Source organism: Butyricimonas sp. BSD2780061689_150309_C8 (genome assembly GCF_015560935.1).
Taxonomy (GTDB): Bacteria; Bacteroidota; Bacteroidia; order Bacteroidales; family Marinifilaceae; genus Butyricimonas; species Butyricimonas paravirosa.
In genome coordinates this window covers 29,454-42,788 of record NZ_JADMSV010000009.1, presented here as the reverse complement: position 1 = coordinate 42,788, position 13,335 = coordinate 29,454, and the positions used below count along the sequence as shown (strand labels likewise).

The following is a 13,335-nucleotide window of genomic DNA, read 5'->3' as shown; positions in this document are numbered from 1 at the left end:
AATGGAAAAAATAAAGGAGACGGTAAAAGAGATTTTTACCACTTACCTGCAGCAGAAAGGGCATCGCAAGACGCCAGAGAGATACGCTATTTTAGATGAGATTTATTCTCATTCCGGGCACTTTGATATAGAATCCTTGTACGTATTTATGAAGAATAAAAATTACAGGGTTAGTCGTGCAACATTGTACAATACGATAGATTTGTTGTTGGAATGTAAGCTGGTGATCAAACATCAGTTCGGGAATAATATAGCTCAATTCGAACGAGCATACAATAACCGGAAACATGAACATATTGTATGCAAGGTGTGCGGGAAAGTGGAGGAATTCGCTGATTCACGGTTGGAAGAAATTGTCGAACACGTGGAAGAAAAGTATGATTTTACCGTTCATCATCATATGCTTTATATTTATGGTATTTGCAGCAATTGTAAGTTGGCAGGTAAGAAATAAATATTAATTTTGCACGTTTGTTTCATAAAAATATAGTATCAGATGAAAGTAGATGTATTGTTGGGATTACAGTGGGGAGATGAAGGTAAGGGAAAAGTAGTTGACGTGTTAACCCCGAACTATGATGTCGTGGCTCGTTTTCAAGGAGGGCCTAATGCAGGGCACACGCTTGAATTCGAAGGTCAGAAATATGTACTTCGTTCCATTCCATCCGGAATTTTTCAAGGAGATAAAGTCAATATCATCGGTAATGGTGTCGTGATCGATCCTGCTTTGTTTAAAGCGGAAGCAGAAGCATTGGCGGCGTCTGGTCATGATTTGAAAAAAAGACTTCATATATCCAAAAAGGCACATCTGATTCTGCCGACCCATCGATTTCTTGATGCTGCTTACGAGGCTGCCAAGGGTGATGCTAAAGTGGGGACTACCGGAAAAGGGATCGGACCGACATACACGGATAAAATTAGTAGAAACGGTGTTCGTGTAGGTGATATTCTACATGATTTCGATATAAAATATGCGAAGGCGAAGGCTCGTCACGAACAGATATTGAAAAGTTTAAACTTTGCTTACGATTTAGCGGTAGCGGAGAAAGAGTGGTTGGAAGGAATCGAATATCTGAAACAATTCGAGTTGGTGGATAGTGAACATGAGATTAACCGATTGCTGGATGATGAAAAATCCATTTTGGCCGAAGGGGCTCAGGGAACCATGCTGGATATAGATTTTGGTTCTTATCCTTTTGTAACCTCGTCCAACACGGTTTGTGCCGGGGCTTGTACGGGATTGGGTGTTGCTCCTCATCGTATCGGGGAGGTTTATGGTATCTTCAAAGCATATTGTACCCGCGTAGGTAGCGGACCATTCCCAACGGAACTGGAAAACGAAACGGGAGAAAAACTTTGTGAGTTGGGCCATGAGTTTGGAGCCGTAACTGGTCGTAAACGTCGTTGTGGATGGGTAGATTTGGTGGCGTTGAAATATGCTATCATGATTAATGGGGTAACCCAGTTAATCATGATGAAGAGTGACGTGCTGGATACTTTTGACACGATTTCTGCTTGTGTTGCTTACGAGGTGAATGGAGAAGAGGTTGATTATTTCCCGTATGACATTACGGAAGGAGTAAAACCGATCTATACCGAGTTATCGGGTTGGAAATGTGATATGACAAAAATGACTTCAGAGGATGAATTTCCGGAAGAGTTCAATAATTATTTGGCATTCTTGGAAGAGGAGACCGGGGTTCCGATCAAGATTGTATCTGTGGGACCGGATCGAGAACAAACGATTATTCGCTATATGGAGTAAAGAATATTTCGATAAAATAGAAAGACCGTCTTGCTGTTTGGGCAGGACGGTCTTTTTTCTTTATACAAGAGATTGTAGGTAATATACACCGATTCCGGCCAGATAACCGAGGATTGCAATCCAGGTGATGTGTTTCATGTACCACATGAAATTGATGCGTTCCATGCCCATAACGACGACTCCGGCTGCAGAACCAATGATTAGGATGCTGCCACCGATTCCCGAACAATATGCAAGGAGTTCCCAGAATGTTCCATCCGTCGTGAAATTCATGAGGTATGGTGATAAGGCACCGCTTGTGTGAGTCAAGGGATACATCCCCATGGCGGCAGCGACAAGTGGAACATTATCGATCACAGAGGAAAGAAAACCTATGATCATGTTTATTAGATAAACGTTGTGTATTTTGTCATTTAAGAACGTGGACATTTGGTCAAGTATGCCTGCTATTTGTAAGGCAGCGACAGCCATAAGGATTCCCAAGAAGAATAGGAGGGTGCTGTAATCAACTTTTGTAAGTATGGATGGAATCCGGTGTATCTTTTCCGGGGAAAGGTTTCTTTTTCGATTATAGAGAATTTCCGTGTATGTCCACACGGCTCCTAAGGCTAGCATGATTCCCATGAATGGGGGGAGATTCGTGAATTCTTTAAAAACAGGAACGAATAGGAGGCTGGCAATACCGATGCTTAGGATTGTCATTTGTTCTCTGCGACTGATGGCTAAGGTTGTGTTCGTGTTTGTTGCTTGTTGAGGCTGTGTTTCTCCTTGTAACCGGAAAGTCATGATGACCAATGGAATAATTAATGAAATCAGGCTTGGAAGGAACAGATGGCGGATAACATTCAGAGAGGTTATGTTGTCATTAATCCAAAGCATAATCGTGGTAACGTCTCCTATCGGGGTCCATGCTCCACCTGCGTTTGCGGCAATAATAACGATACTTCCGAATATCCATCGTTCTTGTTGCTCGTTAACTAGGCGGCGAAGTAACATGATCATGACAATGGCTGTGGTTAAGTTGTCGAGTACAGAAGACATGATAAAAGTAATCAAGGCAATGATCCACAATAATTTTCGTTTATTGCGTGTGGTGATATGGTTCGTGATCAAGGTGAACCCGTTGTGGGTGTCAATCCATTCCACGATTGTCATGGCCCCGAGCAGGTAAAATAAAATCTCGGCGGTATCTCCGAGGTGGTTAATAATTTCATTGTCAGTATGTGGGATGAAAGTCCATAATAGTATTCCTAGAAGGAGTGCTATGGCACTTTTACTGATTCCGGTCTGATGTTCGAGGGCGATCAGAATGTAGCCGCTAATAAATAGAATTACGAGTAATAATGTCATGTCTTGTTGTTGGGTTAATGAAGTTTTTCAATCGTATTGTATCTTTCATACGCAATTTTGCGTAGATTGGTTTATCTTTGTGTGAAGATAAGAATAGAGTAAAGTAGATACGGATATGATGACATGGGATTTTTTCTTTAGGTTATTAGTGGCCGGAGTTTTAGGGGCCATCATAGGTTTGGATCGTGAATACCGGGCGAAGGAGGCGGGATTTAGGACTCATTTTCTGGTGGCCTTAGGTAGTGCGCTTTTTATGATCGTGTCAAAATACGGTTTTTGGGATATTCTTGGAAATACGGGGATCGGTCTTGACCCGAGTCGTATTGCGGCTCAAGTGGTGAGTGGTATCGGTTTTTTGGGAGCGGGGACTATTATTATCCAGAAGTTATTCGTGAGAGGATTGACCACGGCTGCCGGGATATGGGCTACTTCTGCCATTGGACTTGCAGTTGGAGCCGGACAATATTGGCTGGGAATCAGTGCGATGTTGTTGACTTTGTTGGGGTTGGAAGGTTTAGGATATATTTTCCAAAGGATTAGCCAGAGAAATGTATTGTTAATATTTACGACAACAAGTCAAGAGGTAATCAAGGAGGTTACCGATGAGATAAAGCGTAAAAAGCATACGATCAGTTCTTACTCTACCGAGTCGTCCAAGTTGGGAGATATGACTACTTACCGGGTGACGATGGTTATTCGAACCCATAAGACTGGAGATGAAACTTTGCTATTCCAGTTTATACAGCATTTGCCGGATGTGATGATTGATCGGATGGAATAAAAAAAGCGACCTAAGGTCGCTTTTTATTTAATTTCCATGTTTGGAGTGTAGTTTCAGTCGCATCAGACGAAGATCTTCTTCAGAGTAGTCGCCTTCGAATTCATCATAGGCATCTCCAATATTGTCGCTTTTGGCTTCCATGAAGTAGTCCATGATTTCTTGTTGTTGTTCTTCATCCAGAATTTGGTTGATGTAGTAATCAATGTTAAGTTTGGTCCCGGAGAAAACGATGGCTTCCATTTCTTTGATCAGTTCTTCGAAGGTAAGGCCTTCTGCGGAGGCAATGTCTTCCAGATCAATTTGGCGGTCAATATTTTGAATGATATATACTTTGAATTTCGATTTGTTGGCAACAGTTTTAACCACCAAGTCTTGCGCTCTTTCGATCTCGTTGTCTTCAACGTATTGTTTGATTACCTCTACGAATTCCTGTCCGTATTTTTGAGCTTTCCCTGTGCCTACACCCTGAATGTTGGCCAGTTCTTCCAACGTGATCGGGTAGTTGGTACACATATCCTCTAGGGACGGATCTTGGAAAATCACGTACGGTGGCAGATTGTTCTTCTTGGCAATCTTTTTCCGTAAATCTTTCAGGATGGCAAATAAGGTGTTGTCGAGTGCTGATACTCCCCCTTTTTCCTGAAGTTTCTCTTCTGATTCTTCAAAATTATGATCTTCCATCAGCATAAAGTCTTTAGGTTCTTTTAAAAATTCGTGGCCCTTTTCAGTTAATTTTATGACCCCGTATTGTTCAATATCTTTTTCTATATAATTAGCAATTAAAGCGCGTCTGAATACCATATTCCAGAACTGTGCGTTCTTTTCAGAACCGACACCAAAAGATTCCAGTTCATCATGATGATACGATTTTATCATAGAATCGGTTTCCCCGAGAAGAATATTTACCATATGGTCCACCTTGAATTTCTCTTTTACTTCAAGGATGGCATTTAAGGCATCGATTAAGTATTCTTTTCCTTCGAATTCTTTCTTCGGGAACAGGCAGTTGTCACAGGCCCCGCAATTTTCTTCATCATAGTTTTCACCGAAGTAGTGTAACAGTACTTTTCTGCGGCAAAGAGAAGTTTCCGCGTAGGAAACGGTTTCCATGAGAAGTTGTTTCCCGATTTCCTGTTCGGCAATCGGTTTACCCTGCATGAACTTTTCCAGTTTTTGGATGTCTTTGTAGCTGTAAAATGTCAAGCAATATCCTTCACCTCCGTCCCGTCCGGCTCTTCCAGTCTCCTGGTAATATCCCTCAAGACTTTTCGGAATATCATAATGGATGACGAATCGTACGTCCGGTTTGTCAATACCCATACCAAAAGCGATTGTTGCCACGATGACATTGACTTCTTCCATTAGGAATTTGTCTTGATTGGCACTACGGGCCGAGGCATCCATCCCGGCGTGGTAGGAAGCAGCCTTGATTCCGTTCACGCAAAGGACTTCCGTGAGTTCTTCCACTTTTTTACGGCTCAGACAGTAGATAATACCTGATTTGCCTTCATTGTTTTTAATGAATTTGATAATATCTTTTGTCGGGTCTACCTTCGGACGAACCTCGTAATAAAGGTTGGAACGGTTAAAGGAAGACTTGAACACTTGGGCATCCAGCATATCCAGGTTTTTCTGAATATCGTGTTGGACTTTCGGGGTAGCGGTTGCCGTTAAAGCGATAATCGGTGCTTTTCCGATTTGCTCCACGATCGGTCTGATCTTGCGATATTCGGTACGGAAATCGTGTCCCCATTCTGAAATACAGTGTGCTTCGTCCACCGCGAAGAAGGAGATGCGTACTTTTCGTAAGAATTCAATATTACTTTCTTTGGTCAGTGACTCTGGGGCTACATATAATAGTTTTGTTTTACCACTCAACACGTCTTCTTTCACTTTTAGAATATCACTTTTGCTAAGAGACGAATTCATGAAGTGGGCAACTCCCTCCGATGCGCTGAACGAGCGCATTGCATCAACCTGGTTTTTCATTAAAGCAATTAGCGGTGATATCACTATTGCTGTTCCGTCAAGTATTAAGGCTGGTAACTGGTAACATAAAGATTTTCCTCCCCCTGTTGGCATCAGTACAAACGTGTTGTTTCCGGCGAGGACGTTCTTTATTATCTGCTCCTGGTTCCCTTTGAAGTTATCAAAGCCGAAATACTCTTTTAATTTAGCATGTAAATCTATTTGCAATCCCATTGTTTTTTTAATTTTCACACACCCCATTTTTACACGGGTGCGCAAATTTATAACTTAATTTGTTTCTACAAACAAAATCTTCTATAATAAATCTATCATCACTCGTTTTTGAGCTATCATAAAAAATGATACTTTTGTCCCTAGTAAAGTTATAGCAAAAAATGATAAGTGCAATAGTTTTTTTCTTTTTTTGCTTTAAGGACGACTTTTGAATGAATATTTATAATTAGATAGTCATGGTAGATATAAAATCGGTTGCGCGCAAAGTGATTCAAGATGAGACAGTAGCTATTCAAAATTTGATAAACTACATAGATGATGATTTTGAGGCGGTCGTTAGATTAATTTATGAAAATAAGGGGCGGGTGATTATCACTGGTATTGGAAAAAGTGCAATTATTGCGACAAAAATCGTGGCAACGATGAATTCCACCGGAACTCCGGCTGTGTTCATGCACGCTGCGGATGCGATTCATGGTGATTTGGGAATGATTCGGGAAGAGGATGTGGTAATTTGTGTTTCTAAGAGTGGAAACACTCCGGAAATAAAAGTTTTGATCCCGTTGATTCGGAATAACGGAAATAATAATATCGTGGCAATGGTGTCAAATACGGACTCTTTTCTGGCTAAGAACTCGCTTTATGTGCTGAAAGCGAAAGTGGAAAAAGAGGCTTGTCCTTTAAATTTAGCTCCGACAAATTCAACTACGGCACAGTTAGTGCTGGGAGATGCATTAGCAATGTGTTTGGTAGAGTGTCGCAGTTTCTCAAGTAGGGATTTTGCGAGATTCCATCCGGGCGGAAGTTTAGGAAAGCGTTTGTACACGCGGGTGTCGGATGTTTACGATGGAACGAATCGGCCTTGCATTACGAGAGAAGCGGGAATCCGCCCCGTAATCTTGGCCATGTCGAAAGGACGTTTGGGAGCGGTGGCTATCGTGGATGGGGAAGAACGTTTGGAAGGAATTATCACGGATGGTGACTTGCGGCGGATGATGGAGAAATACGATGATGTGGACGGGTTGACGGCAAAGGATGTCATGTCAAAATCTCCCAAGACAATATCGGAGGACGAACTGGCGTATAATGCCTACCGGATGATGGAACAGAATAGTATCACTCAACTGGTTGTTGTTGATAAAGATCGTCATTACAAAGGAATGGTACACATACACGACATATTGCGTGAAGGAGTGGTTTAATGTATGATTTGTGGTTGATGATTTATGATGAGGTATTATCTTCATCTTGAATGGTTGTTCCTGATCTGAAATCGTGAATCTGAAATCGTAAATTTTTTTTGTAATGAAATATTTGAAGTTGTGTTTTGTCTTGTTGTTATTGGCGTGGGTGTCTGTTGCAGAGGCGCAGACAACGAAGGTTCGAGGAAAAGTAGTGGATGCAGAAACGGGGGAACCGATGCCATTGGTGAGTATCGTGTTTGTGGGTACCACGATTGGGGTCACGACTGATTTCGATGGGAATTATGATATTGAGACACGGGAGGAGGTCAGCGAAATTATGGCATCTTTTGTCTCTTATGAACGCCAGACCGTGGCTGTCAAGAAAGGAGCTTTCAACACGATTGATTTTAAACTGGTACCGATTGTGACTCATTTAGACGAGGTGAAGGTAAAACCCGGAGAGAATCCGGCTCACGCGATCTTGCGGAATATTTCAAAGAATAAGAAAAAAAATAACCCGGCCGAGAAGGAATCGTACAGTTATACCACTTATACGAAGATGGAACTGGATATTGCGAACATGAAACCGGAGTTTAAAAATAAGAAGTTACAGAAAAATTTCGGATTTATTTTCCAGTACATGGACACTTCGGCCATCACGGGAAAGGCCTATTTACCCGTGATGATTTCCGAGGCTTCGGCGGATTATTACTATCGTCGTTCTCCTAAATTATCAAGAGAGATCGTGAAAGCGAGCCGGATTTCGGGTATCGAGGAGGATTACAGTCTGGCCCAGTTCACGGGGCATCTACATGTGAATGTCAACTTGTATGATAATTACATTAATATATTCGAGGTGAATTTCGCCAGCCCGTTGAGCGAACACGGGTTGATGTATTACAAGTATTTTCTGGTGGATAGTGTTCAGAAGGAGGGGCGAAAGATATACAAGATCCGTTTTCACCCTAAAGGAAAGTCAACCCCGGTATTTGACGGGGAGGTAAATATTGACTCGACGACATGGGCGTTGGAATCTGCCCGGTTGAGAATGGCGAAAGGGTTGAATGTGAATTGGATTCGGGATTTGGCTATCGAGAACACGAACGAGTTGATAAACGATTCCACCTGGTTTTTAAAACAGGACAAGATATTGGCCGATTTTACCGTGCAGATGAAGGATTCGTCCAAGTTAATCTCGTTTATGGGACATCGTCAGATAGACTACTCTAATGTGCGGGTAAATGAGGATATTCCTACCGAGATACAGAAGTTGGATAATGATGTGATCATTAATAAGGATGTACTTCAAAGTGATGAAAATTACTGGCAATCGGTGCGTCCTTACGAGTTAAGTGAAAAAGAGCAGAATATATATAATATGGTGGACTCGATTAAGAATGTCCCGCTATATAAAAATATATACGATATTATCCAAACAGCTCTGTTGGGATATTATAACACGAAATATATTGGTTTCGGACCTTATTATAAGTTGGTCAGTTTTAACAAGCTGGAGGGGTGTCGTTTTCAACTGGGGGTGAAGACCACGAGTGATTTCAGTAAACACGTGCGACTTTCCGGGTATGGGGCGTACAGTACGAAAGACGGGGAGTTTAAAGGAGGCGGGACTGTCGAGTATATCTTTAATAATCAACCGACTTCTAAGTTGACTTTTAGCGGGAAACATGACGTGTTGCAGTTAGGGGCGAGCGAAAATGCCTTTACCACGGGTAATATATTAAGTTCCATCTTTTCTAGGGGAAATAATGAAAAGTTGACGTTGATTAATTCATTTGACGTGCATTACGAGAAAGAGTGGTGGCAGGGATTTTCGAATTCTTTTGCCTTGGAATACCGCCAGATGTTCCCCACTAAATACGTTGATTTTGTCCGCCCGAACGGGGAGGTCGTGGATCAGATTCATACCACTCAGTTCCGTTTAGGAACGCGTTTGTCCAGAAATGAGATTGTCGTGCGGCAGACCTTTGATAAAGTTTCCATGGGGTCGGATTTCCCGATCGTAGGAATTGATTTGGTAGCAGGGTTGAAAGATATATTGAACGGAGATTACGAGTATTACCGTCTGGAATTGTCCGTGAAACATGATTTTAATATTGCCCCGTTAGGGTACAGTGATATTATGTTATCCGGGGGAAAGATATTTAACAAGGTTCCTTATCCGTTGTTGAAGTTACACGAGGGGAATGCCACCTATTTTTATGATCCTTACGCTTTCTCTTGTATGAATTTCTACGAGTTCGCATCCGATCTATGGGGAGCCGTGTTCTGGGAGCATCATTTTAAAGGATTTTTCTTGAGCAAAATTCCGTTGATGAAACGGCTGAAATGGCGAGAGGTAGCAACGGTGAAAGCCTTGTGGGGTACGTTGTCGGATAAGAATAACGGTAGTCTGCCTAACACGGATGCTATTTTCCGGTTCCCGGAGGGGATGTCCTCCGTGTCAAAGCCTTATATAGAAGCCGGAGTCGGTATTGAGAATATTTTCCGTTTTATCCGGGTAGATGCCATCTGGCGGTTAACGCATCGCGGGGATCGTTCGGGGCAGGATGTGGATAATTTCGCTATCAATTTCTCGTTACATCTAAATTTCTGATATTTTTCAATTTTCAATTTTCAATTTTCAATTGTAAAAGACTATCTTAGCGCGGTAAAATAGTAAGATATGAAATTAAGAGCTGAGGACTTAGTAAAAAAATACAAGAGCCGTACGGTGGTAAAAGGAGTTTCCGTGAACGTGGAACAAGGGGAGATCGTCGGGTTATTGGGACCGAACGGGGCAGGAAAGACCACGTCATTTTATATGATAGTGGGATTGATTAAACCGAATGGGGGACGTATTTTCTTGGATGACACGGAGATCACGACAGAACCCGTGTATCGTCGTGCCCAGCTTGGAGTGGGGTATCTTGCCCAGGAAGCTTCCGTGTTTCGGCAGTTGAGCGTGGAGGATAATATCAAGGCCGTTTTGGAGATGAGTAATTTACCGAAGGATTACCAGCGTCACCGCTTGGAGGAGATGCTGGATGAGTTCGGTTTACAGCATATTCGCAAGAGCAAGGGAATTCAATTATCGGGAGGTGAGCGTCGGCGTACGGAGATTGCGCGGGCTTTGTCGATTGCCCCGAAGTTTATCCTGTTGGACGAACCTTTTGCCGGTGTGGACCCGATTGCCGTGGAGGATATCCAGAGTATCGTGATCAAGTTGAAGGAGAAAAATATCGGGATTCTGATCACGGATCACAACGTGCAGGAGACATTATGTATCACCGATCGGGCTTATTTGTTGTATGACGGGCGGATTTTACAATCCGGCTCTGCGGAGGATTTGGCTAATGATCCGGAAGTTAGAAGGGTTTATCTGGGAAAAAACTTTGAATTACGCAGGAAAAAATAAAAAAACGGTCAAATCGTTTTGCTTTTCACGAAAAAGCAATATATTTGCACCGTCAAAATAGCAAGCGGGCGTGGCGAAACTGGTAGACGCACTAGACTTAGGATCTAGTGCCGCAAGGCGTGGGGGTTCGAGTCCCTTCGCCCGCACTTGAAGAGATGGCCGCCTTACAATGAGGTGGCCTTTTTGTTTGTTTTATCAATTATTGTATTATCATAGAGAAGTATGAATGTAACAAAGAACCAAATCGACGATCTTAATGCAACCATTAAGATTCAATTGGATAAGGATGATTACGCAACTCGCGTGAGCGACGCGTTGAAAGATTACCAGAAGAGAGCGGTGATTGATGGTTTCCGGAAAGGAAAGACCCCTTTCGGGATTATCAAGAAAATGTACGGTAAAGCCGTTTTGATTGAGGAGATCAACAAGTTGATCGGAGAGAGTTTGTCTAATTATATCCAAGAGAACGATTTGAATATCTTGGGTGAACCACTTCCGAGTGAGACGGAACAGAAAGAGTTGAATCTGGACGAGGAAAGTTTCGAGTTCGTTTATGATATTGCTTTGTCTCCTGCGATGAATGTGAAGTTAAGCAAAAGAGAGAAAGTTCCTTATTACATCATCAAGGTGGATGATGAAATGATAGACAAACAGATTGAAAGCATCTGCAAGAGTAATGGCGAATTGACCCCGGTTGACACGATTGAGGGATCAGAATACGTGAAGGGTGAGTTGATCGAGTTGGGAGAAGATGGAAAACCGAAAGAAGGTGGAATTCATGTTGAGGATGCCTCTTTATCTGTTGAACACATGAAAGATGAAGAGCAGGTGAAAATCTTTACCGGTAAGCAGGCTGGAAACGAGGTGATTTTCAATCCGTCAAAAGCTTATCCGAATAAAACGGATTATGCCGCTTTGTTACAAGTAAGCAAGGAAGAAGCCGAGCATATTACTTCTGATTTCTGTTTTATCATCAGCGAGATCAAACGTTACGTTGAGGCAGAAGTAAATCAGGCTTTATTTGATAAAGTTTACGGGGAAGGTAATGTGAAGAGCGTTGAGGAGTTCCGTGCCCGCGTGAAAGAAGACTTGGCTAAACAGTTCAAAGCTCATAGCGAGTACCGTTTGACGGTAGACGCTCGTGACAAGATGTTGAAGAAAAACGAGGATGTGGTTCTTCCGGAGACATTCTTGAAACGCTGGATGTTGGCTACCAATAAAGAATTGACCCAAGAGGCTGTCGATAAAGATTTCGATTCTTACCGGGATGAATTCAAATGGCAGTTGATCAAGGGGGATATGATCAAGGAAAATAGTATAAAAGTTGAAGACGAAGATATGAAGGCTGTTGGGCGTGAAGTTGCCGCCGCTCAATTACAACAATACGGATTGTACGGTTTATCTGACGAGCAATTGGATGGTTTTGCCGTTCGTTTGCTTGAGAATGAGAAACAACGTGCCAGTCTTTACGACCGTGCATTGGAAAATAAGATTTTCAGTGTTATTAAGGAGGGCGTGAAACTGGAAGAACAAGAAATATCCATGGACGATTTCGGCAAATTGTTCGAAAAGTAATTAAGACCATATAATGGTGACCCCGTCTCGTTGAGGCGGGGTTATTTTTTTACCTGAAAGTTTGTCGGAAATGTTCCTGTGATGCTCCGTACTTTCGCTATAGTTCCACTATAGTTTCGGTAAGAGGTTAACGATAGGTCAACGAAAGGTTATCGATGTTTACAGTTGATTCTTTGTCGTGTTTTTACTGATGTTTGATTGATATATTAACGAGACACCGGTGTAACTTACCAGTAATATATATGCGAGTTACTTGAAATATGGGAAAGCGGAAAATCGGTTGGGAAATAAGAAATGGACATAAAAAAAGCTATCCTTCAAGGATAGCTTTATATCAGTAATTCAAGATTCTTATTTCATGTTCAATTTGGCACGAGTGATGTACTTTTCGATGTCACGGGCTTCGTATGAAGCGGGGAATTCTTTTTCCAATCTTTCGTACATGTTCAACGCACTTTTGTAGTCGTTTGCTTTTTCGAAAGCAAGTCCGGCTTTCATCATGATCACCGGGGTTGTAGCCATATTGGTCGTTCCGGTAGTTGCTTTTTGATAATAGCTGGAAGCTTTTTTGAAATCGCCTAACTGCATATAAGCGTCACCCAAATTTGCCGTTACCATACTGGAGAAAATTACATCATCAGAAGAAAATTTTTCCAAGTGTTTGATGGCGTTTTGGTTGTCTCCCAAGTGTAAATAGCAGATTCCCGCATAATAGTTAGCTAAGTTTCCGCTGGGAGTAGAGCTGTATTTGTCAATGATCTCCAAGAAACCGGGAGCGTTTCCATCACCGTTAAGAGCCATGTTGAAAGAATCTTTTTCAAAAAGGTTCTCGGCAACAAACATTTGTTTCAGCGCTTCTTGTTCCATCGGGGCCTTGTAGAATCTGTAATATCCCAAGATTGCACCTACCACGATGATAATAACGAGTACACCTCTTACCAATAATTTTTGATTTTTCTCGATAAATTGTTCGGTCGAAATCGTGGCTTCTTCAATTTGTTCAAAGCCATCCGCACGTTTCTGTTTCTCTTTTGACATGTTTATATGTTTTTTGTTATTTACT

General features: G+C 42.0%; 10 protein-coding genes and 1 tRNA gene. 8 read left to right on the top strand and 3 right to left on the bottom strand.

Features of this window, described 5'->3' with window-relative positions:
* Position 1: 1 nt before the first annotated feature.
* Positions 2-454, top strand: a complete 453-nt coding sequence (locus tag I2I33_RS09275) for a Fur family transcriptional regulator (RefSeq protein WP_087421717.1) — start codon at positions 2-4, stop codon at positions 452-454.
* Positions 455-496: 42 nt separating this feature from the next.
* Entirely contained in the window at positions 497-1,765 is a 1,269-nt protein-coding gene (locus I2I33_RS09270; RefSeq protein ID WP_087421718.1) for an adenylosuccinate synthase, read from the top strand.
* 60 nt (positions 1,766-1,825) lie between these two features.
* Here the strand turns inward: I2I33_RS09270 and nhaD are convergent, their stop codons facing one another.
* Positions 1,826-3,115 carry a sodium:proton antiporter NhaD gene (gene nhaD / locus I2I33_RS09265; RefSeq protein WP_087421719.1) on the bottom strand — a complete coding sequence of 430 codons (1,290 nt, stop codon included), beginning with the start codon at positions 3,113-3,115 and terminating at the stop codon, positions 1,826-1,828.
* 118 nt (positions 3,116-3,233) lie between these two features.
* Here nhaD and I2I33_RS09260 point away from each other — a divergent pair, with 118 nt between their 5' ends.
* Complete coding sequence (locus I2I33_RS09260; RefSeq protein WP_162613838.1) at positions 3,234-3,896, top strand: MgtC/SapB family protein; 663 nt, start codon at positions 3,234-3,236, stop codon at positions 3,894-3,896.
* 27 nt (positions 3,897-3,923) lie between these two features.
* On the opposite strand, the gene recQ is transcribed toward I2I33_RS09260, so the two are convergent.
* Positions 3,924-6,098 (bottom strand): DNA helicase RecQ, encoded by a 2,175-nt coding sequence (gene recQ / locus I2I33_RS09255; protein ID WP_087421904.1) that lies wholly within the window; start codon positions 6,096-6,098, stop codon positions 3,924-3,926.
* 236 nt (positions 6,099-6,334) lie between these two features.
* Here recQ and I2I33_RS09250 point away from each other — a divergent pair, with 236 nt between their 5' ends.
* The 5 genes from I2I33_RS09250 (at position 6,335) to tig (ending at position 12,272) form a co-directional block, all read left to right on the top strand.
* Entirely contained in the window at positions 6,335-7,300 is a 966-nt protein-coding gene (locus I2I33_RS09250) for an SIS domain-containing protein (RefSeq protein WP_087421721.1), read from the top strand.
* Between the two features lie 103 nt (positions 7,301-7,403).
* Complete coding sequence (locus tag I2I33_RS09245; RefSeq protein WP_087421722.1) at positions 7,404-9,896, top strand: DUF5686 and carboxypeptidase-like regulatory domain-containing protein; 2,493 nt, start codon at positions 7,404-7,406, stop codon at positions 9,894-9,896.
* 69 nt (positions 9,897-9,965) lie between these two features.
* Positions 9,966-10,697 carry an LPS export ABC transporter ATP-binding protein gene (gene lptB / locus I2I33_RS09240; protein ID WP_087421723.1) on the top strand — a complete coding sequence of 244 codons (732 nt, stop codon included), beginning with the start codon at positions 9,966-9,968 and terminating at the stop codon, positions 10,695-10,697.
* Between the two features lie 64 nt (positions 10,698-10,761).
* Positions 10,762-10,843, top strand: a tRNA-Leu gene (locus tag I2I33_RS09235).
* Positions 10,844-10,919: 76 nt separating this feature from the next.
* Positions 10,920-12,272, top strand: coding sequence for a trigger factor (gene tig / locus I2I33_RS09230; RefSeq protein WP_087421724.1), 1,353 nt, complete (start codon positions 10,920-10,922; stop codon positions 12,270-12,272).
* Between the two features lie 351 nt (positions 12,273-12,623).
* Here tig and I2I33_RS09225 read toward each other — a convergent pair whose 3' ends face one another.
* Positions 12,624-13,310: a tetratricopeptide repeat protein gene (locus tag I2I33_RS09225; protein WP_087421725.1), complete on the bottom strand. Its 687-nt coding sequence runs from the start codon at positions 13,308-13,310 to the stop codon at positions 12,624-12,626.
* Between the last annotated feature and the right edge of the window lie 25 nt (positions 13,311-13,335).